Here is a 25,879-nt window from a genome sequence, read left to right on the forward strand (position 1 = left end):
TTGTTCTCGTCATCAGCGTCCCGCCACCGGTTCGCGCTGTTCGGGCCGCCGCGGGGAGGCAGCGCTGCCGGCCTCCAGGCCTGGAATGCTGGTGGCGCCCGGCTCTCCCACCCTGTGCTTGCGCGGCTGGCCATTGAGCAGTCTGTCGTGCAGCGCTTCCGGCAAGCAGCCCAGCAAACGCGACAGCCAACCGATACGGCGGGGCAGGACAATCGTCTCGCGCCCCTTGGCCACGCCAGCCAGCAAGCGACGCGCCGCGTCATCCGGCTCCATCAGGCCCGGCATGACAAAGGTATTGCCGGCCGTCAGCGGCGTGCGCAAATAGCCCGGGCAGACCGTGTGCACACGGACCCGGCTGCCGCGCAGCTCGGCGCGCAGGCTTTGCAGATAGCGGATCAAACCGCCTTTGCTTGCGCAGTAAGCGCCATTGCCCGGCGCGCCCCGCCAGCCGGCAATGCTGGCCACACCCACCAGGGCGCAGCCTGCATCGGGCTGGTCTTTCAAGGCCTGCAAGAAGGGCTGGAAGGTAATCACCGGCCCCATCAAATTGATCTCCAGCATGCGGCGCAGCACCGCCAGGTCCTGGCTCTGCACGGTATCGAAGCCTCCCGCCACACCGGCATTGGCAATCACCAGATCCGGCACGCCCGCATGGCGTATCCAGTCGCATGCCACCTCCTGCATGGCCTGCTCATCCGACACATCCAGCACATACACCGCGCAGCGCTGCGGAGCCAGCGACGCCAACGATGCAAGAACGGCACTGTCCAGACCCAGCAGGGCGACCTGCCCCCCTTGGGCAATCAGTTCGCGCGCCAACGCCTGCCCCAAACCGCCACAGGCGCCGGTCAGCACAGCGTTGCGAAAGCGGGGCGAGGACGTGGTTTGCAAAGGCATGGAGATCTCGGGTGGAGGTGGCGGATGGGGAGCTTGGCAAGCGGCCACGGCATGCGGTTTCCACTCTATAAGAAGCGCGGAAAATCTCGCAAAATTTTGCCAATTCGTCTCGGAATCTGAGATTTATGCAAGAACCCACTGCCCCCACCGGGCTGCGCCTGTTTGACCTGCTGGAAATCCTGGCGCGCGAGGCCCGCCCTTTGACGCTGGCCGAGACCATTGCCGCCAGCGGCTGGCCCAAGCCCAGCGTGCACCGCCTGCTCAACCAGTTGGAAAGCGGTGGCCTGCTGGCCCGCGAACCCGATGGCCGCCGCTACGCCGTCGCTCCCCGCCTGCTGCGCCTGGCGGAAGCCACGTTGGCAGGCAGCGCCCAGCAAGGCGTGCGCCACGTCGTCCTGCGGCAACTGGTCGCGGATATCGGCGAAAGCTGCAACCTCACCACGCTGTCTGGCGTGGAAGTGGTGTATCTGGACCGCATTGAATCCGCCTTCCCGCTGCAACTCAATCTGCGCCCTGGCACCCGTGTGCCGATTCACTGCTCCGCCAGCGGCAAGCTCATCCTGGCGCACCTCGCCCCCAGGCAGCGGGCTTTGCTACTCGATGGCCTGCCGCTTGCGCGCTACACCGGAACCACACTGGTCACCAGTGCCGCCCTGCACGATGACTTTGCACGCATACGCAAGCAGGGCTATGCCGTGGATGCCGAAGAGTTCGTCGACGGCCTGGTCTGCGTGGCCGTGCCGGTCTTCAGCAGCGACAAGCGCAGCGTGCGCTGCGCGGTCGCCTTGCAGGCGCCGGTGGCCCGCATGACGCTGCAGCAGGCACTGGAAAAAGTGCCGCGCCTGCACGCAGCAGCGCAGGCCCTGGGCCGAACCCTGGCCTGAATGGGCAGGGGCTTGGCATCCGCGCAATCTTGCGGCGGTGCCGCGGGCATCAGCCCCGGAGCAAGGCTGGCGCGGCACGCTCCGTCTGAAAGCCGGAGACGGCCTGCAGCAGACTTTCGGCCTGCTGGCGCAGCCCCTGGGCGGCGGCCGCGCTTTCCTCGACCAAGGCTGCGTTTTGCTGCGTTGTCTGGTCCATCTGCGCAACAGCGTCGCCCACCTGCGCCACACCCGCGCTTTGTTCGCCGCTGGCCGCGCTGATCTCGCCCATGATGTCCGTCACACGGCGAATGGCCGTCACGATGTCGCCCATGGTGTCTCCCGCCTGATCGACCAGCATGCTGCCGCTTTCCACGCGCTCCATGCTGGACGTGATCAATTCCTTGATCTCCCTGGCCGCATCGGCACTGCGCTTGGCCAGCGCCCGGACTTCGGTGGCGACCACGGCAAAACCACGGCCTTGCTCACCCGCGCGTGCCGCTTCCACCGCGGCGTTCAGCGCCAGGATATTGGTTTGAAAGGCGATGGCGTCGATCACGCTGATGATGTCGGCAATGCGGTGGCTGCTCGCACTGATGCCCTTCATGGTCTCCACCACGCGAGCCACCACCTCTCCGCCTTGCAAAGCCACGTCCGAAGCGCTTTGCGCCAGTTGATTCGCCGTCTGTGCGTTGTCCGCGTTCTGGCGCACCGTCACGTTGAGCTGCTCCATGCTGGCCGCTGTTTCTTCCAAGGCGCTGGCCTGGCTTTCAGTACGCTGCGAAAGCTCGGTATTGCCCTGGGCAATTTCGCTGGACGCATGGTGCATCTGGACCGCGGCGTGGTGCACACGTTGCACCAGCTCACGCAAGGACGCGCGCATGCGCTGCAGCTCGGCCATCAAGCCCTGCGCCGCGGAAACACTGTGCACTTCCGCCAGATCCCCGCCGGCGACACGGTGCAGGGCATCACGGGCTTCGGCCGGTTCGCCCCCGAGTTCCGCGCGCAGCGTGCGCACCATCACCCACAGCAAGACGGCAGCCACCGCCGCCGCGAACAACGCCAGCGCGGCAGACCACCATTGCATGCGCTGTGCCGCATTGCGCGTGGCTTGGTGCGATGCTTCGGCCCCTTCACGCGCAACCTGCAGCTGTTTCAACAGTGCACTGCGCAGCTTGCGCCAAGCGGGAGTTTCCTGTGCCTTGAGCGCCGCCGCGGCCGCGTCCTTATCCTGCCCGGCCAGCATGACCACCTTATCCTGCTCATCGGACTGTGCCTTGCGCAGCGCCTGCATGCTGCTGACCGCCGCCTCCATGGGCGAACCCTGCACGAGCTGGCGCACATCCCCATAAGCCGCGTCATATGCCTGGCGCGCGTTGCGCAGGTTTTCCACCGCTTGCCGGTCCGCCGGATCGAGCACGATATTGCGCACGGCTTGCCCGGATTGCAGGCCTTGCGCATACAGCTCCTGCAACTGCGTGACAACGGCCTGGTCTTTCCTCAGGTAATCGTCAAAGTCGGACTCGGTACGCGTCAAGCCCCACTGACTGCTCAGCAGCGCGAAAACAAAAAGGACTGCAGGCGCAGCCGTACAGAAAATGAGACGAGAGCTAAAGCGCATAGCGAAGCAGCCTGCATCCAATGCACGTGCATTTGATGCAGATCAGAAACAAAATCAGACAATTATGAACAATTTTTAACAATTTCCCAAGCATTCAGCAAGGCGACCGCTGCGGGTCGACGGCTGGCACCCCTGGCCTGTTGGGCGTAAGCTATGGACCCGGTCCGCGCACGCCCATCACCAGGCCGTCGCTGGATTGAACGCAGCGAAAGGATGCCCCATGTTGTCCAACTCCTCTGTGACGACCATGCTTCCGGTCAAGGACATGGCTCGCGCCCGCAGCTTCTATGAAGGCTGCCTGGGCCTGCAACCCGGCGGCTTGCGGCCTGACGGTAAATTCGTTTACCGCGTGGGCGACACCACCCTGGCACTGTTTCCCAAACCCGAAGGCACCAAGGCCGACCACACGGCCATCAGTTTTCGCGTCAAGGACATCGTCGCCAGCATCGATGAATTGAAGCGCGCTGGCGTGAGCTTCGAAGACTATGACTTCCCGGAACTGAAAACCGTCAACCATGTCTGCGTGCTGGGCGCGGAAAAGGCCGCCTGGTTCAAGGACACGGAAGGCAACTATCTGTGCATCCATGAGGACATTCCGGAAAGTTAGCACGCCCGCGTTCAACGCAAAATCCGCTCCATCGCTCCACTAGCGCCCCCATCCAGCCGCTAGGGGGTTCTGGCGCAAACCTTACTTGGCGCCCATGGCATCGCGGGCATTGACATAGCCCTGGGCCTTTACATTGCCGTTGGCAGCGGCCTTGCGGTACCACATGAGGGCCTGTGCCTCATCCTTGGGAACACCCTGCCCCGTCCGGTAATTGTTGGCGAGATTGAACTGAGCCAGATCATCGCCAAGCTCGGCGGCTTTTCGGTACCACTCGGAGGCAGCTGCGAGGTCCTTTGGGATGCCGCCGCGCCCTGACTCGGTAAATACACCAATGTTGCTCATCGCTCGCGTCTCGTCCAGCGCTGCGGCCTTGCGGTACCACTGCAGCGCGATCCCATCGTTTTGCGGCAGACCGTGCATGCCTTTCTCATAGGCAAAGCCGATGTTCACCATGGCGCCGCCGTCACCGCGTTCGGCCGCCTTGCGATACCAGTTCAGACCTACGGCGTCATCCCTTGCCAGCCCGATGTCGCCAGTCACATAGTAGTGCGCCAGAAAGCTCATGGCCGGGACGTAGTCCTGTGCCCCCGCCTTGGAAAGCAGCTCCTGCGCCTGCTTGAAATCCTTCGTCACACCCGCCTGGCCGGTGGCATGGAAAAAGCCCATCAAGGTCAAGCTGCGGCCATCGCCCGCATCGGCGCCCTTGCGCAACCACTGCACGGCCTGTGCTTCGTCCCGGTCCGGATTCTGGGAGCTGTAGAGAACGCCACCCACGCCGCCCATGCCCTGCGGGCTTCCCGCGTCGGCGGCCTTGCGAAACCAGATGCCCGCCTGCTGCAGGCTGGCGGCTTCCTTGACCTTGTAATAATTTTCGGCGAGCACCAGCATGCTGGGGAGGTCGCCTGCCTGCGCCTTGGACTGCAGCAAGGCCGGCGCCTGCGCCTTGGCCGCCTGGTATTCGGCCGCCTTGCGCTCACGCTCCAGCGCGATCCGCTGCGCTTGTGCCGCGCGCTGTGCCTCCAGCTCCTGCTGCTGCCGGGCCCGCTCTTCCTCCTCACGGCGGGCCTTGGCATTGGCTTGCACCGGGCCCAGCTCCACATCCAGCCGCTTGACCGTTCCCGCAGCCATGCGGATCTCCTGCTCAAAGACCTGCTCGCGCTGCGCGTCGATTTTTTTGACCACCCGCAGCTTCAGGGAACCTTCGGTCACGGGAACGTCGACCGAACATTCCCCCTTGAACACGCCATTGATCGTGACTTCGGCATTGCGGGCGGGGCCGTCGCAGACGATACGCAGCATGGCCAGCGTGGGTTCGGGCGGTTTTTTGGCGGGCTGCTGGGCCTGTGCGGCCCCGAGGGGCCAGAACACGGCCAAGAATAGCTGCGTGGCAAGCGTGGTCGAGAATGCTTTTTTCATGTTCGGTGGAGTGTGGGGTGGGATCAGTTCACGTCACAGGGGTTGATTTTGACCACATCCCCCTGCCGAAAGCACATCAAGGGACCGGACTGCTTGCCCATCACGGTCGTGGTGTGGGACAGTTCGCGGGAGATTCTGATGCGCTCGTCGACCCCGGTAACGCTCACGCCAAAGGCCCAGAACTCCAATGGTCCGCTGAGCTGACCGGCGGTGCAAGAGGCTTGCACAGGCGCGAGTCACAAGGTACGGGAGTCGAGTTCGCATGGACAGGCTTTCAATGGAAGGGGGCAGGTGCTTGGCTAGCGCTGAGCCACCCACAAGAGTCGATTGCAGCCCTCATTCGCGGTAAGCGATGCTGGGTGGGTAGTCGGGGCCGTTGACATGAGTGATGGGTGCGGAAAGGCCCCGCAAGCCGGCATTGAGCTTTTCCTGCACTTGCGCCGCATTGTCGCCAAACGCGCTCTCGCGGTCAGTACCGTAGCAGCCGTCGGGCGCGGGGACGCCGTCGGCACAGATGGTGTACTGACTTCGCAAATAGTCGCCGAATCGGGGCCGCATCATCTTGAGCAACATATCGCTCACCTGAAAGGGAACGTGCTCCCACCGGCCGCTGGGCGGCTGATCCTGCGAAACGCGGGGGACGTCATAAGTCCATTGCACGGGAGTGATTTTCCCGACCAGGTTGATCTTTTCCTGTTTGCTGCGGACGTGGCTGTGCTTGAGCGCAGCATAGTGGACAACATACATCGTGCCGTGGAGCTTGACGCGGCTGTCCTGGGCTGCGGCCCCGCTGGCGGTGGCGCCGGCCGACGGCCTGCTGCCGGACGCATTGCCTGCCGGCGTCAGCGCAGTGGTAGTGGCGGCGGCCTGGCTCTGCGCGGCACGCTCCTGGCCTGGTGCGCTGGTGCTTGCACCCGCGCGGACATCGACTTCCTGCCGTGGCGCCTGTGGTGCGCGCTGCGCCGCGGCGGCCTCCGGCTCCCGCTGCGGTGGTGGCTGCTGGCGCACGGGCTGCGGCACCGACGCTGGCTGCAGTCGTGCGCGCTGCGCCTCAAGCCGCGCCCGCTCTTCGGCAAAGCGTTGCTGGTTGCGGGCGACGTCACCCCGGCTGGCCTCCAACTGTCGCCGAATGCGCTCACCCTGCGCCGCCTCGGCCATGCGAGCCACCGCCTGGCCCTTGTAAGCCTGGGCCAGCAGGCTCCCAAAAAGCGCCGCCCCCTGCGCGCTGCTCATGCCGGACCCTTCATCCGCCGCGCGCGCCGCCTGCCGCTCGGCGGCCTGCAGGCGACGCTCTTGTTCGTCCAGCTCGCGCTGGCGCCGGGCAAGCGCCAGGCGTTCCGCTTCCACGGCTTCCCGCTCCTCCCTTTGGCGGGCTTCCGCGCGGCCCAGCGTTTCCTTGGCCGCGCTGCCGACCACCAGCTTGCGCGCGATCTTCAATTGCGCTTCGCTGCAATCAAAGTCACGCGCCTGCACGCATGCGCCGGCCTTGTCGATCGCCTGGTCGAAATCCATCTTGTCCAATTGATCCAGTTGCTCCGTCAGGCGCAGCAACTCCGCGGTGGTCGCCGCCGGTGCCGACGAGGCGGCCAGGCACAGGAAGCAACTGGCTGCAAATCGAATCAGGGCGAAGCGAGTGGCCATGGCGTGTCGAGGAATAAGAGAGTCGGAGATGAATGGGAGCAGCCCGCCGCAGCGGTCTCACCCACGGATTCCATTATTCACATGCGGTGCCCTGCGTGGAACCAGCTTGTCATCGGCGGCTAGTGGAAAACCGCAGTGGCACCTCTTCCGGCCTGGGTGCAGCGCGGCAGCCAGAAAACAGAAAACCCCCGCCTATTGCTAGACGGGGGTTTGTGTTTTGGCGGAGAGGGCGGGATTCGAACCCGCGGTGGGGATAAACCCACACACGCTTTCCAGGCGTGCGACTTAAGCCACTCATCCACCTCTCCGAAGACCGCAATTGTAGCAAGAGTTTCCTGCCCCAAAAGCGAACTGCGCAATTTTCTTGAAATTAGTTGCGGTGGCTGCCGGTTTGCACCATCTTCATCGCCGAAGTGATGAGAGCGGAGACTTCGGTCATGTTGCTGGGCACGATCAGCGTGGTGGTCGCATCGGCGGCCACCTTGCTATAGGCCTCGACGGCGCTCTGGGCGACTTTCAGCTGTACGGCCTGGTCGCCGCCGGGCTGGGAAATGGCCAGGGCAACGCGCTCCAGTGCCTTGGCCGTAGCCTCCGCCACGGTGATGATGGCCGCGGCTTCGCCCTGGGCGTTGTTGATCGCCGCCTGCTTCTCGCCTTCGGAGCGTGCGATGAAGGCTTCGCGTTCGCCGGTGGCGATGTTGATCTGCTCCTGGCGACGGCCTTCGGAAGCGGCGATCAGCGCGCGCTTTTCGCGCTCGGCCGTGATCTGGGCCTGCATGGAGCGCAGGATTTCCGTGGGCGGCGTCAAATCCTTGATTTCATAGCGCAACACCTTGACGCCCCAGTTGAGCGCCGCCTCGTCGATGGCCGAAACGACCTGGGCATTGATCATGCCGCGTTCTTCGAAAGTCTTGTCGAGTTCAAGCTTGCCGATCACGCTGCGCAGCGACGTCTGGGCCAGCTGCGTCACCGCCATGATGTAGTTGGACGAGCCGTAGCTGGCGCGCATCGGGTCGGTGACCTGGAAGTACAGGATGCCGTCGACCTGCAGCTGCGTGTTGTCGCGCGTGATGCAGACCTGGCTGGGCACATCCAGCGGGATTTCCTTGAGGCTGTGCTTGTAGGCCACGCGATCGATGAAAGGCACCAGAAAGTTCAGGCCTGGCGTCAGCGTGCCGGCGTACTTGCCCAGGCGCTCCTTGACCCAGGCGTTCTGCTGGGGCACGACCTTGACCGAGCGCGCGACGAATATCGCGGCAATGACCAGAAGAATGATGGCAATTTCCATGGTGTCTCCGACCCACGAGGGGACTTGTTGCAAAGAGGTTGAAAAAAATTATGCCGCGCCGCGCTGAGCCGGCGCGGCGCTCACAGCTTGTCGACGAGCAGACGACTGCCGATGACTTCGGCCACACGGTAGGCACCGGGCGTGGCCGCATTGCCTGGCCGCAGCACCACGGTCCACTGGGCGCCGCGGTAGCGCACCTGGGCCGTACCGTCCGCGGCCCAGCTTTCCACCTGCACCGATTCGCCTATGTCCAGGTTCATGCTGCGGTTGCTTTCCGCGGGCTGCTGCATTGCCTGGCGCTTGCGCACCAGATAGCAACCCACGACGGCTGCCGCGCCGCACAGGGCGGCCGACAGGATTTGCACGGTCTCGGAGGCCCCCAGGTGGGCTGCCAGCGCGCCCGCGATGGCGCCAATCGTGAGCATCAGCAAATAAAAGGTGCCCGTGAGCAGTTCGGCGACCACCAATACCCCCGCAATCAGCCACCACACCGTGAAACTCGCCATACGTCTTGCTCCTGTCTGTTCCAATGTCTGTAGTTCACCACAGTTACGTAGTGATAAGGTCCCGCTTTCACAGGCGCAATAAGGATATTCCTTACACTTCGCGCCTGTTTCGTTTTTTTAAGCCCGGTAAACGGAGGCTGCGCATGAAATTTCGCTTTCCTATCATCATCATAGATGAGGACTATCGCTCCGAGAATACCTCGGGACTGGGCATTCGTGCCCTGGCGCAGGCCATCGAAACCGAGGGGTTTGAAGTGCTTGGCGTCACCAGCTACGGTGACCTGACGCAGTTCGCCCAGCAGCAAAGCCGGGCCAGTGCGTTCATCTTGTCGATTGACGATGAAGAGTTCACGCTGGGCTCGGGCCTGGATCCCATCGTGCTGAGCCTGCGCAAGTTCATTGAAGAAGTGCGCCGCAAGAACGCCGATGTGCCGATCTACGTGCACGGCGAGACCAAGACCAGCCGCCACCTGCCCAATGACATCCTGCGCGAGCTGCATGGCTTCATCCACATGTTCGAGGACACTCCCGAATTCGTGGCCAAGCACATCATCCGCGAAGCCAAGAATTACCTGGAAGGCGTTCAGCCGCCATTCTTCAAGGCGCTGCTGGACTACGCCGAAGACGGCTCCTACAGCTGGCACTGCCCCGGTCACTCGGGCGGCGTGGCCTTCCTGAAGAGCCCCGTGGGCCAGATGTACCACCAGTTCTACGGTGAAAACATGCTGCGCGCCGACGTCTGCAATGCCGTCGAGGAACTGGGCCAGCTGCTGGACCACAACGGCGCCATCGGCGAGAGCGAACGCAATGCGGCCCGCATTTTCAATGCCGACCACTGCTTCTTCGTGACCAACGGCACGTCCACTTCCAACAAGATCGTCTGGCACCACACCGTGGCCTCGGGCGACGTGGTGGTGGTCGACCGCAACTGCCACAAGTCGGTGCTGCACGCCATCATCATGACGGGCGCGATTCCGGTCTTCCTCAAGCCCACGCGCAACCACTTCGGCATCATCGGCCCGATTCCACAAAGCGAATTCCAGCCCGAGACCATCCAGGCCAAGATCGCCGCCAACCCCCTGCTGCAGGGCGTGGATGCCAAGTCCGTCAAGCCGCGCGTGCTGACGCTGACGCAGTCGACCTACGACGGCGTGCTCTACAACACCGAGACCATCAAGAGCATGGTCGACGGCTACGTGGAAAACCTGCACTTCGATGAAGCCTGGTTGCCGCATGCGGCCTTCCACCCCTTCTACGGCAGCTACCACGCCATGGGCAAGAAGCGTGCGCGTCCCAAGCACTCGGTGGTCTACGCCACGCAGTCCATCCACAAGCTGCTGGCCGGTATCAGCCAGGCATCGCATGTGCTGGTGCAGGACTCGCAGACGCAGAAGCTCGACCGCCACCTGTTCAACGAGGCGTACCTGATGCACACCTCGACCAGCCCGCAGTACAGCATCATCGCCAGCTGCGATGTGGCCGCCGCGATGATGGAGCCGCCCGCCGGCACCGCGCTGGTGGAAGAAAGCCTGGCCGAAGCGCTGGACTTCCGCCGCGCCATGCGCAAGGTCGAGGACGAGTTCGGCAAGGACGACTGGTGGTTCACGGTCTGGGGTCCGGACGACATCATCGAAGAAGGCCTGGGCTTCGCAGAAGACTGGATTTTCCGCGCCAAGGCCAAGGGCAAGAAGCCTTCGTCCAAGTGGCATGGCTTTGGCGATCTGGCCGACGGCTTCAACATGCTCGACCCTATCAAGTCGACCATCGTCACGCCCGGCCTGAACCTCAACGGCGCTTTCGACAAGACCGGCATTCCCGCGTCCATCGTCACCAAGTACCTGTCGGCGCACGGCGTGGTGGTCGAGAAGACCGGCCTGTACTCGTTCTTCATCATGTTCACCATCGGCATCACCAAGGGCCGCTGGAACACCATGCTCACGGCCTTGCAGCAGTTCAAGGACGACTACGAGAAGAACCAGCCCATGTACCGCATCCTGCCCGAGTTCTGCCAGCAGCACCGGCAGTACGAGCGCATGGGTCTGCGCGATCTGTGCCAGCACGTGCACCAGATGTACGCCAAGTACGACATCGCACGCCTGACGACCGAGATGTACCTCTCGGACCTCACGCCGTCGATGAAGCCGTCGGACGCCTACGCCCATATCGCCAAGCGCCAGACCGAGCGCGTGGAAATCGACCGCCTCGAAGGCCGCACCACGGTCGGCCTGGTCACGCCCTACCCGCCCGGCATTCCGCTGCTGATTCCCGGCGAAGTCTTCAACAAGAAGATCGTCGACTATCTGCTGTTCGCGCGCGATTTCGCCAAGGTCTGCCCCGGCTTTGAAACCGACATCCACGGCCTGGTCGAGGAAGAGGACGAAGCCGGCGTGGTGCGCTATTACGCCGACTGCGTGGCCGAAGCGCCCAAGGTCGCCGCTGCGCGCAAGACTCCGGTGAAGGCCGCGGCCAAGACGCCAGCGAAAGCGGCTGTGAAGGCTGCAGCCAAGGCCCCGGCCAAGGCAGCGGTGAAGACAGCGGCCAAGCCGGCTGCAAAAGCGCCAGCCAAGGCTGCCGCCAAGACCCCGGCCAAAGCGCCCGCGGCAAAGCCTGCGACGAAGGCCACGGCGAAGCCTGCAGCCAAGGCCCCGGCAAAAGCCCAGGCCGCCAACCTGAGCGAAGACCGCACGGCCCCGGCCGCGGCAACGCCGGGCAAGGGCAAGAAGAAGCTGGTGCAAGTCGGCTCCGACGGCCCCTTCGGCCGCACGCTGTAAGCACGGCGCGGAAAGCGCCGAGCCAGCGTTCAGCGGAGTGCGTGATGCGCACCCGCTGAACCTCCCACACCACCAAGCGGCTTCAATGCCGCTTGGCTTTTTGGAAAACGACTTTTGCCACACCCTAGCAGCGCTGCGGCGACGCCCATCCAGCCCTCACCCCCCTCTGACCGCGCTGCGCGCCGCACAGCCCTCTGCTGGCGCCTGGCCGCGCTGTGCTGGGCCGCGGTCATGGCCTGGGGCTGTCTGCAGGAAGCGGGCGGACCAGCGACCGGCTGGCTGCGCCTTCCCCTGCCCCATCAGGACAAGCTGGCCCATGCGGGCATGCACGCCCTGCTGGCCTGGCTGCTGTGGCGCGGCGTGCGTGCGGGCCGCGCCGAGCGGCCCAGCTCGGCCACCGCGGCCTGCATCGTGGGCCTGTGCGCGGCCTGGGGGCTGGCCATCGAATGGGGCCAATGGCAATTCACGCTCACCCGCAGCGCCGAAGCGCTCGACGTCCTGGCCAACACCGTGGGTGCGGTGATCGGCGTGATGCTGGGCCTGTGGAGCACGCGCCAGCACACGGCATCGCTGCCTTAATACTCCCTTAATTCCTTGATTGAACAATCAAAGGTTTTTCGAAAAATCACAACAAAATCAATAGGTTACGATGTTGACAAAGATCAACTAGCGTAAACCCTATTGAAATGAGAATCCCTGGAAAGCAATCCAGGGACTCTCCATATGGCAGACAGAAATGGTGCATCGGCGCTGGCCGCCGAGCCCCAAAGCAAACGAACTTTCTTGCAGGAGCTGGTCGCGCTGGCCACCAGCTTCGGGCTGGCTGGCGGTGCACAGGCAGCGCCAGCACAAGCTCCCGGCGGCCAGCCTGCGCGCCGCCCCGGCGCCGAGGGCAAGCGCTACGGCATGCTGGTCGACGTGCGCAAGTGCATAGGCTGCCAGGCCTGCACCGTCAGCTGCTCCATGGAGAACCTGCCGCCCATCGGCCAGTTCCGCACCACCGTGCTGCAGTACGAAGTGAGCGCACTCGGCATGGCCGCGCCGGCCATGGTCAGCCTGCCGCGCTTGTGCAACCACTGCGACAACCCGCCCTGCGTGCCGGTATGCCCCGTGCAGGCCACCTTCCAGCGCACCGACGGCATCGTGCTGGTCGACAACGAGCGCTGCGTGGGCTGCGGTTACTGCGTGCAGGCCTGCCCCTATGACGCGCGCTTCATCAACCACGAAACGCAGACCGCCGACAAGTGCACTTTCTGCGAGCACCGGCTCGAAGCCGGCCTGCTGCCGGCCTGCGTGGAAAGCTGCGTGGGCGGCGCGCGCGTGATCGGTGACCTGAATCAGGCCGACAGCGAAATCAACCAGCGCATGGCGGCCAGCAAGGACCAGATCAAGGTGCTCAAGCCCGGCCTCAAGACCGAGCCCCATGTCTTCTACATCGGCCTGCCCGATGCCTTTGTCGACGGCGTCGACGGCCAGTCCAGCGTGCGCCTGCTGGCCGACCATGGCTGAGCCCCAAGGATCCCCATGCAAATCATCGAATTGTTGACTCCCGCCTACGAAGCGGCCTGGCTGCCCTGGGCCGTGCAGTACTTCTTCCTGGTGGGCATTGCTACCGGCGCCGCCCTGCTGGCCGCCTGGGGCGCCTGGGCCCCGGCCGGCCACCCGGCCGCCAAGGCCTTGCCGCTGTCCATGCTGGTGCTGGCCATCACGGCCATGGCCGCGCCCGTCTCGCTGCTGGCCGACCTGCACCAGCCCGCGCGCTTCTGGCACTTCTACGCCCACTTCACGCCCTGGTCATGGATGTCCGTGGGCGCGCTGCTGCTGCCGGCCTTCGTCGGCCTGTCGCTGGGCCTGTGCGCCGCCTGGTGGCTGGGCCGGCCCGGCTGGATGCGCGCCTTGAGCGCGGCCCTTCTGCTGTCCACCCTGAGCATCGTGGTCTATACCGGCGCGGAAATCAGCGTGATCAAGGCCAGGCCGCTGTGGAACAACCCCTGGGTGCCGGTGAACCTGGCGCTGACAGCCTGGCTGGCCGCCGTGGGTGCGCTGCTGATCGCCAGCTGCTGGCTGCCCGCGGGGCGCGACGCCCAGGTGCGCGCCTGGCTGGCCCGATTGGGCCTGGGCCTGAGCGCGGCGCTGCTGGCCGTGGCCTGCATCTGGGCCGGCACGGGTCTGGCGCTGGACACGCCTTCGTTCCAGGCCGCCACCCGCCTCTACGCCCAATTCCCGGTCTGGCGCGCCAGCCTGTGGCTGTCGGTGCTGCTGGGCACCGCCGTGCTGCTGCTGTGGAGCCAGCCCCGGCGCTGGGCCCATTCCCCCGCCCGCACCCTGGCGCTGGGCCTGACCGTGGCCGCCGCGGCCTGGGGCTTTCGCTGGGCCTTGTTCATGGGCGTGCAAGGCGTGCCCAAGTACGGCGCGGGCCTCTATGTCTACCGCATGCCGCTGGGCGGCGACGGCCTGATGGGCATGCTGGGCGTCTTCGGCCTGTGCCTGGCGCTGGCCACCCTGGGGCTGTGGGCGCTGGAGCGCTTTCCCGCCCGCACCGCGAACTGACATCTCACAGGATTCCCCATGAACGACAAGCATTCCCCCTCCTCCACGCCCGAAACCCCACCCGACACCCAGCGCCGCACGCTGCTGCGCTCCGGCCTGGCGGCGGGCGGTCTGGCCGCCTTTGCGGCCGGCTATGGCGAAACCCTGGTCAAGGCCGGCAAGGGCCTGGTCACCGGCACGTCCGGCGTGCCCACGGCCAGCGCCACGCGCGGCAATTCGCTGCAGCCCGAATTCCGCATCGACCCGACCACCGGCCTGCTGCAGACCCAACCCGGCCAGACCGTGAGCCCATCGAGCTGCCTGGGCTGCTGGACCCAGTGCGGCGTGCGCGTGCGCGTGGACACGGCCCACAACCAAATCCTGCGCGTGGCCGGCAACCCCTATCACCCGCTGGCCACCACACGGCCCGCGCCCATGGAAACACCGGTGCGCGAGGTCTACGCCCAGCTCGGCGGCGACAACGGTCTGGAAGGCCGCGCCAGCGCCTGCGCGCGCGGCTCGGCCATGCTCGAGCACCAGAAAAGCCCGCACCGCGTACTCGCTCCGCTCAAGCGCGTGGGCCCGCGCGGCTGCGGCCAGTGGCAGACGATTTCCTTCGAGCAACTGATCACGGAAATCTGCGAAGGCGGCGACCTGTTTGGCGAAGGCCATGTCGACGGCCTGCGCGCCATCCGCGATGTCGAGACCTTGATAGACGCCGACAACCCCGAATACGGCCCCAAGTCCAACCAGTTGCTGTTCACCGACGCCAGCAACGAAGGCCGCACGCCGCTGATCCGCCGCTTTGCCCAGCAGTCGTTCGGCACCGTGAACCTCAGCAACCATGGCGCCTATTGCGGCCAGAGCTACCGCGTGGGCACGGCCGCCGCGCTGGGCAATCTGTCGGGCATGCCGCATGGCAAACCCGACTGGGCGAACTCGCGCTTCGGCCTGTTCATAGGCACGGCCCCGGCGCAGTCCGGCAACCCTTTCCAGCGCCAGGGCCGCGAGCTGGCCGAGGCCCGCACGCGCGCCGAGAACACCTACCGCTACGTGGTGGTGTCCCCCCTGCTGCCCACCTCGTCCAGTCATGCATCTGGCGACAACAACCGCTGGCTGTCCGTCAAGCCCGGCTCCGACCTGGCTCTGGCCATGGGCCTGATCCGCTGGATTCTGGACAACGAACGCTATGACCAGCAGTTCCTGAGCCAGCCCGGCCCGGCCGCCATGCAGCTGGCCGGCGAAGCCGCCTGGAGCAATGCCACGCATTTGCTGATCCACCACAGCGGCCACCCGCGCCACGGCCAGTTCCTGCGCGGCGCCGACCTGGGCTGGGAGCTGCCGGCATCGGCCGAAGGCAGCGAGCCGGCCGAAGACGTCTACGTGGTGCAACTGGCCGACGGCAGCCTGGCACCCCACACCACGGCGCAGCCGGCCGAGCTGTGGGTAGAGCGCACGGTGACGCCAGCCGACCTGCCGGTGCGCAGCGCCCTGTTCGCACTGCGCGAAGAAGCGCGGCGCATGACGCTGGCGGAATATGCCGCCGAGTGCGGCGTGCCGCAGGCGGAGATCGAAGCCCTGGCTCACGAGTTCACCAGCCACGGCAAGCTGGCCGTGGCCAACGCCCACGGCGGCACCATGAACGGCGCGGGCTTTTACACCGCCTACGCGATTGCCATGCTCAACAACCTGATCGGCAATCTCAACGTCAAAGGCGGCTGGGTGCTGGACGCCGGGCCGTTCGGACCGTTCGGCCCCGGTCCGCGCTACAACTTCGCCCAGTTCCCGGGCAAGGTCACGCCCAAGGGCGTGGCGCTGTCGCGCACCCGCTTTCCCTATGAGCGCACCAGCGAGTTCCAGCGCAAGAAAGCGGCGGGCGAAAACCCTTACCCGGCCAAGGCCCCGTGGTACCCCGCGCCCGGCGGCCTGAGCAGCGAAATGCTGGCCGGCGGCCTGCTGGGCTACCCCTACGGCGTCAAGGCCTGGATCAACCACATGAGCAACCCCGTGTACGCGATCTGCGGATTCGAGAACGCGCTGGTGCCGCAACTCAAGGACCCGAAGAAGCTGCCGTTGTTCGTCTCGGTGGACCCCTTCATCAACGAGACTTCGGCGCTGGCCGATTACATCGTGCCCGACACAGTCACCTACGAAAGCTGGGGCGTGGGCGCGCCCTGGGCCGACGTGGTGGCCAAATCCAGCACCGTGCGCTGGCCGGTCGTGGCGCCCGCCGTGGCCACCACGGCCGAAGGCCGGCCCGTCAACCTGGAAAGCCTGCTGTTCGCCATTGCCAAGCAGTTGGCCCTGCCCGGCTTCGGCCCCGGCGGCATGAGCACCAAGGACGGCCAGCCCGTAGACCTGGAGTGCGCCGAAGATTTCTACCTGCGCGGCATTGCCAACATCGCCTGGCAGAGCGGCCAGCCCGTGGGCGAAGCCTCGGACGACGACATCGCCATCACCGGCCTGGACGCGCTGATGCCGGTCATCACGCCGCGCCTGGCACCCGAGGAAGTGCGGCGCGTGGCCATGGTGATGACCCGCGGCGGACGCTTCGACCGGCTGGAAAACGCCTGGAAGGACGGACGCATCAAGGCAGCCCACCAGCCGGCGCTGCAGATCTGGAGCGAAAGTCTGGCCAAGATGCGCCACTCCATGACCGGCGAACGCTACAGCGGCTGCCCCACCTGGTACCCGACCCGCCTGGCGGACGGCACGGCCATGCGCGCCCACTTCCCCCAGAAGGACTGGCCGCTCTCCCTGTGCTCCTACAAATCCAACCTGATGAGCTCGATGTCGATTGGCGCCTCGCGCCTGCGCCAGGTGCATCCGCACAACCCCATCTCGCTGAACCAGGAGGACGCGGCCGCCTTGGGCATTGCCAATGGCGACCATGTGGAGCTGCAGACGCCGGGCGGGCGCCTGCAGGGCATGGCCCTGGTGCGCGCCGGCATTGCGCGCGGCGCGGTGGCCATCGAGTACGGCTACGGCCACAAGCAGCTGGGGGCCGTGTCCCACCGTGTCGACGGCCAGCCCACGCCGGCCAATCCGGCGCACGGCAATGGCGTGAACCTCAACAGCCTGGGCTTCACCGATCCCACGCGGCCGGCGGCCGACAATGTGTGGATAGACTGGGTCTCGGGTGCCGTGGTGCGCCAGGGCTTGCCGGTCAAGGTGGTGCGCCTCTGAGCCTGCGCCATACCGCAGCGCGCTCCTATCCACGCAAATCAGTGCACCATGGCGGCGGATTTTCTTTCTGGGCAGCCATGCATATATTGATTGTGGAAGACAGCGCGCTGGTGGCCAGCGGCATCAAGACCGGCCTGGAGCTGCACGGTTTCACCTGCGACATTGCCGCCAGCCTGGCCGAGGCCGGCCGCCACATGGCGGGCAGCCACTTTGACGCCTGCATTCTGGACCTGGGCCTGCCCGACGGCGACGGCCTGCGGCTGCTGGGCCAGTGGCGCGCCGCGGCGCTGCACCTGCCGGTGCTGATCCTGAGCGCGCGCGACCGCATCGAAGACAAGGTGGCGGGCTTTCAGACCGGCACGGACGACTACCTGACCAAGCCTTTCGACCTGACCGAGCTGGTGCTGCGCCTGCACGCCCTGCTGCGCCGGGCCAGCGGACGCGCCACCGACCTGCTGGACTTCGGCAGTTTCCAGATCAACATGGCCTGCGCCCAGGTTTCTCGCCTGGGGCAGCCGGTGGAACTGGCCCGGCGCGAATGGGCGCTGCTGTCGGCCCTGGTGCAGGCCAACGGCCGCGTGCTGTCGGCGGCCCAGCTGCACGACAGCCTCTACGGCTTCGATCAGGACGTGGGCAGCAACACCGTCAATGTGCACGTGCACCACCTGCGCAGGAAACTGGGCCAGGAAGTGATAGAAACCGTGCGCGGCCTGGGTTTTCGCCTGGGAGCACAGGCGCAGACAAGGCAGCCATGAAGAAAAGCCTGCGATTGCGCCTGGTGCTGGGCGTGTGCCTGACCATGTGCGCGCTGTGGAGCAGCGTCGCGGCCTGGATGTTCACCAATATGCGCCACGAGCTGCACAGCATGCTCGACGACCGGCTCATCGCGTCGACCAAGATGGTCGCCGGCGTGGTCCAGCAGTTGCAACCCACCCAGCTCACGTCCCCGGCACAAGCTCCGGCCATGGACATTCTGTCCGTCATCGCCCGCGACGGCGTGGCCTGCGAAGTCAGCCTGGTGCGCAGCGAAGTCGACATCCGCCCCATCGCCCAGACCAGCAACAGTCCGGGCTTCGACAGCCTGGGGGCGACCGGCTTCAGCCGCATCACCAAAGGCGGCAAGGCCTGGCGCACCTATGTGCTGGAAGAAAACGGCATACGCATCGCCACGGCCGACCGCATGGACGTGCGCGAACACCTGGTGCAATCCCTGGCCTACAGCCTGGTCCTGCCTTTCCTCGCCGCCTTGATCGGCATTCTGCTGCTCACCTGGTGGTGCTGCTCGCTGGCGCTCAAGCCCCTGCAGCGCCTGCAGCAGGAGCTGGCCCGGCGCCCGCCGCGCGACCCCCACCCGGTGCAGGCCGGGCAGGACGTGGTGGAGCTGGCCCCGCTGGTGCTGAGCCTCAACGACCTGCTGGCCCGCATGAATGCGGCCATCGAACGCGAACGCCGCTGGACCGCGGACGCTGCCCACGAACTGCGCACGCCGCTGACGGCCATCAAGACCCATGTGCAGGTGGCGCAACTGGTCATGGACAGAGCCGAGGCCAGCGGCGCCTTGCCGCAAGCCAGCACGGCCTTGCAGCAGGCCGGCCAGGGCATTGCCCACATGCATGAAACGCTGGAGCAATTGCTGCTGCTGGCCCGGGTGGAGACCGGCCAATCGCAAGAAGGCCCCACCACGCGGGGCGCCGCCATCACCCTGGCCTTCGAACAAGCCTGCAGCCAGTCGCAGCAACAAGCCGGGGCCAGACTGGAAATGTCCGTGGACAGCCCCGCCCCCTGGCGCTGGGAACAGCTGGAGCTGCCCATCGCCCCGGCGCTGCTGACCTGCGCCATCACCAACCTCACGGACAACGCTTTACGCCACCACTGCGGCGATGCCCGCGTAACCGCCCGGCTGGCGCTGACCAGCGCCCCCCTGCCCGCAGCCACGCCTGGCGACCCGCCGCCGCTGCAGCTGCTGGTGCGCATCCAGGACCAGGGCGCGGGCATGACGGCCGAGGAATGCCAGCTGGCCACGCAGCGTTTCTGGCGCAAGTCATCGGCCGTGCACGGCAGCGGCCTGGGCCTGACCATCGTCCAGCGCATTGCACAAAGCGCCGGCGGTTGTCTGCGCTTGCAGCCCGGGCCTGAAGGCGCGGGCCTAGTGGCCGAGCTGCGCCTGCCGTTGCGGCTGCTGACCGGCGGCACGGGAACGTTAACGCAGGCTTAATCTGCCCGTCTTAGGCTCAAGGGTTGGGCTGCCCGATTTCAAAGGCAAGCCATTTTGTGCAACGCCCGCCCGCCGGCCGCCGCTACTGCCGGCACGCCACGCCCGGGCACCAACCCTCGCGAATCTATGCCTGTATTCAAGGCCACCCTCCAAGGCATGGCCTGCCTTGCCGTTCTGTCCGCGCTGCATGCACCGGCCTTTGCGGCCAACCCCGACGCCGGCGCAAAAATCGCTGCCCAAGGCGGCTCGCAAGGCGCAACCGCCTGCGTCAGCTGCCACGGCAGCCAAGGCGAAGGCAGCGCCAACTTCCCCCCCCTGGCCGGACAGCCCGCGGGCTACCTGCAGCGCCAGCTCGACACCATGGCCAACAACCAGCGCAAGGCCCCGGTCATGGCGCCCATGGCCAAGGCCTTGACGGCCCAGGAAAAAGCCGATGTGGCCGCCTACTACGCCAGCCTGGCCCTGCCCGTGAAGCCCAAGCAAGGCGCCTTGCCCACGGCCAAGAGCAGCGACGGCGCCTGGCTGGTCGAGCGCGGCCGCTGGGCCGACGGCATTCCGGCCTGCGCCAAATGCCATGGCCCGGGCGGCGCCGGCGTGGGACTGGACTTCCCGGCCATCGGCCACCTGTCGGCCAGCTACATGCAAGCCCAGGTCGATGCCTGGAAGAACCAAAGCCGCGATGCCGGCCCCCTGGGACTCATGGGCTCGATCGCCCAGAAACTGACACCCCAAGACATCAAGGACGTAGCCGCTTACTACCAGCAGTTGCACTCCGGCTCCAACTGATTGAGGTGATTTGCATATGACCACGGACAACCACGACACCCCACCCGCGCAGTCTTCCTGGAGCGGCGCAGCCAGTTCCGCCCTGATTCTGGGCCTGGCCGCCCTGCCCCTGGCACTGGCCATAGGCGGCATCCTCTACAGCCGCCCCAGCACGCCCGACGCCCCCGCGGTCGCGGCCCAGAGCTCAACCGCCACGCCCGCGGCCGGCCTGGTGCCTGCCGTTTTCAGCCCTCCCGGCGAGCGCGACATTCCCGATTCCAAGATGGGCGAATGGATTCAGCGCGGCGAAGCCATCTTCGCGCGCACGCCCGAGAACGCCGTGGGCTTTTCCGGCAACTCGCTCAGCTGCGCGAATTGCCATATCGACGCGGGCCGACTCAAGAACGCCGCGCCGATGTGGGGCGCCTACCCCATGTACCCGGCCTACCGCAAGAAGACCGACCACGTCGACACTTTTGCCGAACGCGTGCGCGGCTGCTTCATGTACAGCATGAACGGCACGGCGCCCCAAGACGGCCACGACATCCTGGTGGCCGTTGAAGCCTATGCCTACTGGATGGCTTCCAAAGCCCCGATTGGCGAAAAGCAGCCCGGCGCAGGCTTCGCCAAAGTCCCCAAGCCCGAACAAGCGCCGACCTTCGACGCCGGCCAAAAAGTCTATACCGCCAACTGCGCGCTGTGCCACGGCGACCAGGGCCAGGGACAGAAAAGCGGCAAGCTCACGGTCTTCCCCGCGCTGTGGGGCAAGGACTCCTACAACTGGGGCGCGGGCATGCACGAGATCGACAAGGCGGCGAGCTTCATCAAGTCCAACATGCCTTACGGTCTGCACAATGCGCTGAGCGACCAGGAAGCCTGGGACGTGGCCACGTTCATCAACAGCTTCGAGCGCCCGCAGGACCCACGCTTCAAGGGCGATGTGAAACAGACCCGCCAGCAATTCCACGACTCGCCGTATTCCACCTACGGCCTGGAAGTCAACGGCAAGCTGCTGGGCGTAGGCCTGTAAGCACCGACCGTGGCCACGACCCGCTCCCGCGCGCACCAGCGATGTCGGGGTTTGTCGTGCGCCACTGCGCGGCGCCGCCATCCCCCGCACAATGTCTGCAACTTGCGCCCTTATTCATCCCTCACTGGAACCTGCCTGCCATGACCGCTTTGCCTCCCATCCTGCTGCACGCGCCTACCCTTGAAGCCCTGGCCCGCGCACGCAACAGCCTCATGAACGCCCAGCAAGCCAACCCCGCTGTGCGCATTCGCATCATTGCCAACGCGCAGGCCGTGGCCGCCGCGCTGGACATCCCCCACGCGCAGGCCGATGCACATACCGCCCTGTGCCCCAACACGCTGCAACACCTGCAGCGCGTGCCGCATGCCCCGCTGCAGGTGCTGGCCGGCCCGGCCGTGCTGGAAATCGCCGCGCTCCAGGCCGCGGGCTGGATTTACATCCGCGCCTGACGCCGCACGCCCCCGCCATGGACCAGGTTCTCCAATTAGGCCCCTTGGCACTGCCCGTGTCCTGGCTGGTGCTGTTCGTCGCCTGGCAAGCCGGCAGTTTCACGGCCGAACGGCTGGTGCGGCGCCGAGGCCACACGCTGGGCCTGCATGGCTGGCTGCTGCCCCTGGCGGGCTGGGTCGGCGCGCGGGCCGGCTTTGTCTGGGCCCACTGGGACGGCTACACCGGCAGCGCGGCCAGCGTGCTTGGCATCCTGGATATCCGCGACGGCGGCTGGTACCCCTGGACCGGCCTGCTCGTGGCCTTGGTCTACGGCCTGGTGCTGGCCTGGCGCGCCCATGTGGCCGGCCGGCCGCTGCTCTGGGGCCTGGGCCTGTTTTGCGCCCTGTGGCTGGGCGCCAATGCCTTGTCACGGGCCGTGGCCGGCCCACCCCCTGAGTTGCCGGTCTTCAGCGCCGTGGCGCTGGACGCCAGCACCGTCCATCTGCCCGATCTGACCGGCACGCCCGTGGTCATCAATCTCTGGGCCAGCTGGTGTCCGCCCTGCCGCCGCGAAATGCCCGTGCTGCTGCAGGCGCAACGCGACAATCCCCAGATCCGCTTCCTGTGGGTGAACCAGGGTGAAGCGCCTGACGTCGTGCAGCGCTTTTCCGCCCAGCACGGCCTGCCGCCCCAAGCCGTGCTGCTGGACATCCAGGGCCGCCTGGCCCAGATGCTGGGACACAGCACCCTGCCCACCACCTTGTTCTACAACGCCCAAGGCCAGCTGGCCGATCTGCGTACCGGCGAAGTCTCGGCCGGCTCGCTGGGCCAGCATCTGCAGCGCATCACCGGCGGCACGCCGTAACCCGGGGTCACAGTCCCGGCGGTATGGCCCCGCCGTTCAGGAAGGCATTGATAGGCACCTGGATGTAGGCCCGCCCATCGTCCTCCAAGGGCGGCAGCCTGCCCGCGCGCACATTCACCTGCACGGCCGGCAGGATCAGCATGGGCATGGCCAGCGTAGCATCGCGTGCCGAGCGCATCTGCACGAACTGCGCCTGCGTCGTGCCGTCGCGCACATGGATGTTGCTGCCGCGCTGCTGCTGCACCGTGCTGACCCAGGCCGCGGCACGCTCCGGCGGCGGGTAGTCGTGGCAGACGTGCAGACGCGTGTCATCCGGCAGCGCCAGCAGGCGCTGTATGGACTGGAACAGCATGGCCGCATCGCCACCGGGGAAATCCGCGCGCGCCGTGCCCACGTCGGGCATGAACAGCGTGTCGCCCACAAACACCGCATCCTGCACCTGATAGGCCATGTCGGCCGGCGTATGGCCTGGCACCCACAGCGCCGTGACTTCCAGATCGCCGATGCGAAAGCGCTCGCCGTCCTCGAACAAATGGTCGAACTGGCTGCCATCGGGCAGGAAGCTGCGCTCGAAATGGAAGATGCTGCGGAACATGGCCTGCACCCGCCGTATCTGCGCGCCTATCGCCACCTTGCCGCCCAAGGCCTGGCGCACATGCTGGGCCGCCGAAAGATGGTCGGCATGGGCATGGGTTTCCAGCACCCATTGCAGCTGCCATCCCTGGGAGCGCACATAGTCGATCACGCGGTCCGCCGAACCGCTGGTCAATGTGCCGGAGCGGGGCTCGAAATCCAGCACCGGGTCGATCACCGCGGCCTGTCCCGCCTGCGTATCCGCAACCACATAACTGACCGTGCCCGTGGTCGGGTCATAAAACGATTCGATGTGCATGCGCTGCGCGCTCATAAGTACTCCTGGCCGTGGGTCGGCAAACAATCTATATTTTAATATAATATGAACTAATAAATCATTTTGTGCCCCGCCCCATGGAATCTCCCGCCGATTTTGACATTGCCCAGCTGCGCACCCACGCCGCCGAAGCCGTGGCCATGCTCAAGCTTCTGGGCAACGCGGACCGCTTGCTGCTGCTGTGCCAGCTGTCCGCCCAGGAGCGCACGGTGGGCGAGCTGGAGCAGCTTACCGGCATCGCCCAGCCCACGCTGTCCCAGCAGTTGGGCATATTGCGCCGCGAGCAACTGGTGGCCACGCGGCGCGAAGGCAAATACATCTGGTACCGCTTGGCCGACGGCAAGGCCTTGCAACTGATCCAGGCCATTCACCAGCTTTACTGCCCCCCAGGAGCCCCCGCATGAACCTCGACTGGAACGCTTTCACCCCCTGGAGCGCCCTGGCCGGCGGCCTGTTGATCGGCCTGGCCGCCGCCGCGCTCATCGTCTTCAATGGCCGCATCGCCGGCATCAGCGGCATCATCGGCCAGCTGCTGCAGCGCGAGACCTGGGCCGCGCCCACGGCCTGGGGCTGGCGCGCCGCCTTCGTCGCCGGCCTGCTGGCCGCGCCCTGGCTCTACCAGCAGTTCGCCCCCCTGCCCGCCATGCAAATGCCCGGCAGCCCCTGGGTCATCATCGCCGCCGGCCTGCTGGTGGGCTTTGGCACGCGTCTGGGTTCGGGCTGCACCAGCGGCCACGGCGTCTGCGGACTGTCGCGCCTGTCGCTGCGCTCGCTGGTCGCCACGCTCACCTTCATGGCCGCGGGCGTGCTCACCGTCACGCTGGTGCGTCACGTCTTCGCTTGAAACAGGAGAGACACATGAAACCCCTGATCGCACTGCTGGCCGGCCTGGTCTTCGGCCTGGGCCTGATCATTTCCGGCATGGGCAACCCCGCCAAGGTGCAGAATTTCCTCGACCTCTTCGGTGCCTGGGACCCTTCTCTCGCCTTCGTCATGGCCGGCGCGATTGCCGTCGGCCTGCTGGCCTTCACCTGGGCTAGAAAGCGCAAGACCGCCTTGCTCGGCGACCCCATGCAACTGCCCGCCTCGCGCACGATCGACGCCCCGCTGCTGACCGGTGCAGCCCTGTTCGGCACAGGCTGGGGCCTGGCAGGCTTTTGCCCCGGCCCGGCCGTGATGAACCTGGCCACGCTGACGCCCGAAGTCTGGCTGTTCGTGGCAGCCATGCTGGCGGGGATGGCGGCACATGGACTGTGGGCGCGCGCATCCCGCGCCTGAGACGCGAATGCCTATGGGAAACAGGCCCGTATCTGCCGCCTGAAAACCAGGCATAGCGTGATGGACATGGAAGTGGCCAAGGCGGCGCCCAGCGCCACGGGGGCCGCCCAATGCGGCACGGCCATCGCCAGCACGGCGCAAAATCCCGCCAGGCTCGCCGTCCCGCGCAAGGCGGAGTACAGCGTGGCGATGACATCCGCAGGCCCTTGCGTCTGGTGAATCGTCACCGCGACGACGGTGAAGCCGATGGGAAAGGCGAGCAGCAAGCCTGCCCCCACCGATCCCAGCCTGCTACTTGTGGCCGTCACCACCGCTACCAACGCCCCCGCCAGAAGACCCCGCACCAGCAACAAACCCAACCCCGCCTTGCCCACCGAAGGAGACTCGGGCAGGATGAATCGACGACCGAGCCTCAGGCAAACAAGGCTCGCCAGCGCGAACAACAGGACGCCGATCACAGGCTGCGCCGGCAAGCCTTGCAGCAGGAACACGGCAATCAGCCATGCCCCGATGGCGCAGGCCAGGGAAGTCCAGGGCCGTGCCTTTCTGGCCGATGCGATGTAAGCCAGCAAGAACAGCTGCGTGGCACACAGCGAATACAGTGAATAGGCCGCCATCTGGGCGATGAAAGCTTTGGGCGTTTGCGCAATCAGGAAGTAAAAGCCTGGGCCGAGAACGATGGGCAGCCCGGCCAACGCGCCGCCGATGATGGGCCCAAAGCGGCCCACGGCCCATGCCACGGCAATCACCACAAAGGCCGTGGCGGCCATTCTTACGGCCAGGGCCTCCAGCGGAATTTGGAAAAAAATGGATGCCAGCGTCGTCATCGTCCCTCGCTATTCGCCATGCCGTGGCGGCGATCACGATGACGCCCATTCGCCACCCGGGATGCGCCAAGCTGGCCTGGACCATAGCACGGGCGGCGGCGGTGTGATGCCGCGCCACGCGCCTCAGAACACCCCGTACTGGCGCGCGAAGTAGGCCGCAGCCAGGATGCCAACGACGGCGAGCACAGTCATGATGGTTCTCATAGCAACTCCTTGGTGATGCGGCCATGCTACTCGC

General features: G+C 66.0%; 25 protein-coding genes and 1 tRNA gene. 16 read left to right on the plus strand and 10 right to left on the minus strand.

What is annotated here, in order from left to right:
* Positions 1-12 precede the first annotated feature (12 nt).
* A complete protein-coding gene (locus N0K08_RS03085; RefSeq protein WP_261498541.1) occupies positions 13-897 on the minus strand; it encodes an SDR family oxidoreductase in 885 nt (294 codons plus the stop codon).
* 125 nt (positions 898-1,022) lie between these two features.
* On the opposite strand from N0K08_RS03085, the gene N0K08_RS03090 reads away from it, so the two are divergent.
* Positions 1,023-1,781 carry an IclR family transcriptional regulator gene (locus N0K08_RS03090; protein ID WP_261498542.1) on the plus strand — a complete coding sequence of 253 codons (759 nt, stop codon included), beginning with the start codon at positions 1,023-1,025 and terminating at the stop codon, positions 1,779-1,781.
* 49 nt (positions 1,782-1,830) lie between these two features.
* Here the strand turns inward: N0K08_RS03090 and N0K08_RS03095 are convergent, their stop codons facing one another.
* The gene (locus tag N0K08_RS03095; protein ID WP_261498543.1) at positions 1,831-3,378 is read right to left on the minus strand and encodes a methyl-accepting chemotaxis protein; all 1,548 of its coding nucleotides are present in this window, start codon (positions 3,376-3,378) and stop codon (positions 1,831-1,833) included.
* A 220-nt stretch (positions 3,379-3,598) separates the two neighbouring features.
* On the opposite strand from N0K08_RS03095, the gene N0K08_RS03100 reads away from it, so the two are divergent.
* Positions 3,599-3,985 (plus strand): VOC family protein, encoded by a 387-nt coding sequence (locus N0K08_RS03100; protein WP_261498544.1) that lies wholly within the window; start codon positions 3,599-3,601, stop codon positions 3,983-3,985.
* An 81-nt stretch (positions 3,986-4,066) separates the two neighbouring features.
* Here the strand turns inward: N0K08_RS03100 and N0K08_RS03105 are convergent, their stop codons facing one another.
* The 5 genes from N0K08_RS03105 to N0K08_RS03125 all read right to left on the minus strand — a co-directional run bounded on the left by N0K08_RS03105 (position 4,067) and on the right by N0K08_RS03125 (position 8,836).
* Positions 4,067-5,401, minus strand: coding sequence for a tetratricopeptide repeat protein (locus tag N0K08_RS03105; protein ID WP_261498545.1), 1,335 nt, complete (start codon positions 5,399-5,401; stop codon positions 4,067-4,069).
* Positions 5,402-5,737: 336 nt separating this feature from the next.
* On the minus strand, positions 5,738-7,042 hold the full coding sequence (locus N0K08_RS03110; RefSeq protein WP_261498546.1) for a hypothetical protein: 1,305 nt from the start codon (positions 7,040-7,042) through the stop codon (positions 5,738-5,740).
* A 218-nt stretch (positions 7,043-7,260) separates the two neighbouring features.
* Positions 7,261-7,350 (minus strand) — tRNA-Ser (locus N0K08_RS03115).
* 62 nt (positions 7,351-7,412) lie between these two features.
* Complete coding sequence (locus N0K08_RS03120; RefSeq protein WP_261498547.1) at positions 7,413-8,330, minus strand: SPFH domain-containing protein; 918 nt, start codon at positions 8,328-8,330, stop codon at positions 7,413-7,415.
* Between the two features lie 80 nt (positions 8,331-8,410).
* The gene (locus N0K08_RS03125; protein WP_261498548.1) at positions 8,411-8,836 is read right to left on the minus strand and encodes an NfeD family protein; all 426 of its coding nucleotides are present in this window, start codon (positions 8,834-8,836) and stop codon (positions 8,411-8,413) included.
* A gap of 143 nt (positions 8,837-8,979) precedes the next feature.
* Here N0K08_RS03125 and N0K08_RS03130 point away from each other — a divergent pair, with 143 nt between their 5' ends.
* The 11 genes from N0K08_RS03130 (at position 8,980) to N0K08_RS03180 (ending at position 22,626) form a co-directional block, all read left to right on the plus strand.
* A complete protein-coding gene (locus N0K08_RS03130; protein ID WP_261498549.1) occupies positions 8,980-11,607 on the plus strand; it encodes an arginine/lysine/ornithine decarboxylase in 2,628 nt (875 codons plus the stop codon).
* Positions 11,608-11,721: 114 nt separating this feature from the next.
* Entirely contained in the window at positions 11,722-12,186 is a 465-nt protein-coding gene (locus tag N0K08_RS03135; protein ID WP_261498550.1) for a VanZ family protein, read from the plus strand.
* 144 nt (positions 12,187-12,330) lie between these two features.
* Positions 12,331-13,116, plus strand: a complete 786-nt coding sequence (dsrO, locus tag N0K08_RS03140; protein WP_261498551.1) for a sulfate reduction electron transfer complex DsrMKJOP subunit DsrO — start codon at positions 12,331-12,333, stop codon at positions 13,114-13,116.
* A 15-nt stretch (positions 13,117-13,131) separates the two neighbouring features.
* Entirely contained in the window at positions 13,132-14,157 is a 1,026-nt protein-coding gene (nrfD, locus tag N0K08_RS03145) for an NrfD/PsrC family molybdoenzyme membrane anchor subunit (protein ID WP_261498552.1), read from the plus strand.
* 18 nt (positions 14,158-14,175) lie between these two features.
* A complete protein-coding gene (locus tag N0K08_RS03150; protein ID WP_261498553.1) occupies positions 14,176-17,322 on the plus strand; it encodes a tetrathionate reductase subunit A in 3,147 nt (1,048 codons plus the stop codon).
* Positions 17,323-17,399: 77 nt separating this feature from the next.
* Positions 17,400-18,077, plus strand: a complete 678-nt coding sequence (locus N0K08_RS03155; protein ID WP_261498554.1) for a response regulator — start codon at positions 17,400-17,402, stop codon at positions 18,075-18,077.
* On the plus strand, positions 18,074-19,537 hold the full coding sequence (locus N0K08_RS03160; RefSeq protein ID WP_261498555.1) for an ATP-binding protein: 1,464 nt from the start codon (positions 18,074-18,076) through the stop codon (positions 19,535-19,537). The genes N0K08_RS03155 and N0K08_RS03160 overlap by 4 nt, the downstream gene beginning before the upstream one ends.
* Before the next feature lie 156 nt (positions 19,538-19,693).
* Entirely contained in the window at positions 19,694-20,323 is a 630-nt protein-coding gene (locus N0K08_RS03165; RefSeq protein ID WP_261498658.1) for a c-type cytochrome, read from the plus strand.
* Between the two features lie 16 nt (positions 20,324-20,339).
* Positions 20,340-21,332, plus strand: a complete 993-nt coding sequence (locus N0K08_RS03170; RefSeq protein ID WP_261498556.1) for a c-type cytochrome — start codon at positions 20,340-20,342, stop codon at positions 21,330-21,332.
* 140 nt (positions 21,333-21,472) lie between these two features.
* Positions 21,473-21,781 carry a hypothetical protein gene (locus tag N0K08_RS03175; protein ID WP_261498557.1) on the plus strand — a complete coding sequence of 103 codons (309 nt, stop codon included), beginning with the start codon at positions 21,473-21,475 and terminating at the stop codon, positions 21,779-21,781.
* A 17-nt stretch (positions 21,782-21,798) separates the two neighbouring features.
* Positions 21,799-22,626 (plus strand): TlpA disulfide reductase family protein, encoded by an 828-nt coding sequence (locus N0K08_RS03180; protein WP_261498558.1) that lies wholly within the window; start codon positions 21,799-21,801, stop codon positions 22,624-22,626.
* 7 nt (positions 22,627-22,633) lie between these two features.
* Here N0K08_RS03180 and N0K08_RS03185 read toward each other — a convergent pair whose 3' ends face one another.
* Positions 22,634-23,533: an MBL fold metallo-hydrolase gene (locus N0K08_RS03185; protein ID WP_261498559.1), complete on the minus strand. Its 900-nt coding sequence runs from the start codon at positions 23,531-23,533 to the stop codon at positions 22,634-22,636.
* A gap of 80 nt (positions 23,534-23,613) precedes the next feature.
* On the opposite strand from N0K08_RS03185, the gene N0K08_RS03190 reads away from it, so the two are divergent.
* The 3 genes from N0K08_RS03190 to N0K08_RS03200 are packed head-to-tail and all read left to right on the plus strand — an operon-like array spanning position 23,614 to position 24,814.
* Positions 23,614-23,940, plus strand: coding sequence for an ArsR/SmtB family transcription factor (locus N0K08_RS03190; protein WP_261498560.1), 327 nt, complete (start codon positions 23,614-23,616; stop codon positions 23,938-23,940).
* The gene (locus tag N0K08_RS03195; protein WP_261498561.1) at positions 23,937-24,380 is read left to right on the plus strand and encodes a YeeE/YedE family protein; all 444 of its coding nucleotides are present in this window, start codon (positions 23,937-23,939) and stop codon (positions 24,378-24,380) included. The genes N0K08_RS03190 and N0K08_RS03195 overlap by 4 nt, the downstream gene beginning before the upstream one ends.
* Positions 24,381-24,394: 14 nt before the next feature.
* The gene (locus tag N0K08_RS03200; RefSeq protein WP_261498562.1) at positions 24,395-24,814 is read left to right on the plus strand and encodes a YeeE/YedE family protein; all 420 of its coding nucleotides are present in this window, start codon (positions 24,395-24,397) and stop codon (positions 24,812-24,814) included.
* Positions 24,815-24,825: 11 nt separating this feature from the next.
* On the opposite strand, the gene N0K08_RS03205 is transcribed toward N0K08_RS03200, so the two are convergent.
* Together N0K08_RS03205 and N0K08_RS23285 are read right to left on the minus strand one after the other, a co-directional pair.
* Positions 24,826-25,641, minus strand: coding sequence for a hypothetical protein (locus tag N0K08_RS03205; protein ID WP_261498563.1), 816 nt, complete (start codon positions 25,639-25,641; stop codon positions 24,826-24,828).
* Between the two features lie 123 nt (positions 25,642-25,764).
* Entirely contained in the window at positions 25,765-25,845 is an 81-nt protein-coding gene (locus tag N0K08_RS23285) for a PGF-CTERM sorting domain-containing protein (RefSeq protein WP_408642897.1), read from the minus strand.
* Positions 25,846-25,879 lie beyond the last annotated feature (34 nt).

This window comes from Acidovorax bellezanensis (genome assembly GCF_025421555.1).
GTDB lineage: Bacteria > Pseudomonadota > Gammaproteobacteria > Burkholderiales > Burkholderiaceae_C > Comamonas > Comamonas bellezanensis.

Coding starts and splice junctions, on each gene's coding strand:
- N0K08_RS03085 (WP_261498541.1), bottom strand. CDS start 897: ATGCCTTTGCAAACCACGTCCTCGCCCCGCTTTCGCAACGCTGTGCTG.
- N0K08_RS03090 (WP_261498542.1), top strand. CDS start 1,023: ATGCAAGAACCCACTGCCCCCACCGGGCTGCGCCTGTTTGACCTGCTG.
- N0K08_RS03095 (WP_261498543.1), bottom strand. CDS start 3,378: ATGCGCTTTAGCTCTCGTCTCATTTTCTGTACGGCTGCGCCTGCAGTC.
- N0K08_RS03100 (WP_261498544.1), top strand. CDS start 3,599: ATGTTGTCCAACTCCTCTGTGACGACCATGCTTCCGGTCAAGGACATG.
- N0K08_RS03105 (WP_261498545.1), bottom strand. CDS start 5,401: ATGAAAAAAGCATTCTCGACCACGCTTGCCACGCAGCTATTCTTGGCC.
- N0K08_RS03110 (WP_261498546.1), bottom strand. CDS start 7,042: ATGGCCACTCGCTTCGCCCTGATTCGATTTGCAGCCAGTTGCTTCCTG.
- N0K08_RS03120 (WP_261498547.1), bottom strand. CDS start 8,330: ATGGAAATTGCCATCATTCTTCTGGTCATTGCCGCGATATTCGTCGCG.
- N0K08_RS03125 (WP_261498548.1), bottom strand. CDS start 8,836: ATGGCGAGTTTCACGGTGTGGTGGCTGATTGCGGGGGTATTGGTGGTC.
- N0K08_RS03130 (WP_261498549.1), top strand. CDS start 8,980: ATGAAATTTCGCTTTCCTATCATCATCATAGATGAGGACTATCGCTCC.
- dsrO (WP_261498551.1), top strand. CDS start 12,331: ATGGCAGACAGAAATGGTGCATCGGCGCTGGCCGCCGAGCCCCAAAGC.
- nrfD (WP_261498552.1), top strand. CDS start 13,132: ATGCAAATCATCGAATTGTTGACTCCCGCCTACGAAGCGGCCTGGCTG.
- N0K08_RS03150 (WP_261498553.1), top strand. CDS start 14,176: ATGAACGACAAGCATTCCCCCTCCTCCACGCCCGAAACCCCACCCGAC.
- N0K08_RS03155 (WP_261498554.1), top strand. CDS start 17,400: ATGCATATATTGATTGTGGAAGACAGCGCGCTGGTGGCCAGCGGCATC.
- N0K08_RS03160 (WP_261498555.1), top strand. CDS start 18,074: ATGAAGAAAAGCCTGCGATTGCGCCTGGTGCTGGGCGTGTGCCTGACC.
- N0K08_RS03165 (WP_261498658.1), top strand. CDS start 19,694: ATGGCCTGCCTTGCCGTTCTGTCCGCGCTGCATGCACCGGCCTTTGCG.
- N0K08_RS03170 (WP_261498556.1), top strand. CDS start 20,340: ATGACCACGGACAACCACGACACCCCACCCGCGCAGTCTTCCTGGAGC.
- N0K08_RS03175 (WP_261498557.1), top strand. CDS start 21,473: ATGACCGCTTTGCCTCCCATCCTGCTGCACGCGCCTACCCTTGAAGCC.
- N0K08_RS03180 (WP_261498558.1), top strand. CDS start 21,799: ATGGACCAGGTTCTCCAATTAGGCCCCTTGGCACTGCCCGTGTCCTGG.
- N0K08_RS03185 (WP_261498559.1), bottom strand. CDS start 23,533: ATGAGCGCGCAGCGCATGCACATCGAATCGTTTTATGACCCGACCACG.
- N0K08_RS03190 (WP_261498560.1), top strand. CDS start 23,614: ATGGAATCTCCCGCCGATTTTGACATTGCCCAGCTGCGCACCCACGCC.
- N0K08_RS03195 (WP_261498561.1), top strand. CDS start 23,937: ATGAACCTCGACTGGAACGCTTTCACCCCCTGGAGCGCCCTGGCCGGC.
- N0K08_RS03200 (WP_261498562.1), top strand. CDS start 24,395: ATGAAACCCCTGATCGCACTGCTGGCCGGCCTGGTCTTCGGCCTGGGC.
- N0K08_RS03205 (WP_261498563.1), bottom strand. CDS start 25,641: ATGACGACGCTGGCATCCATTTTTTTCCAAATTCCGCTGGAGGCCCTG.
- N0K08_RS23285 (WP_408642897.1), bottom strand. CDS start 25,845: ATGAGAACCATCATGACTGTGCTCGCCGTCGTTGGCATCCTGGCTGCG.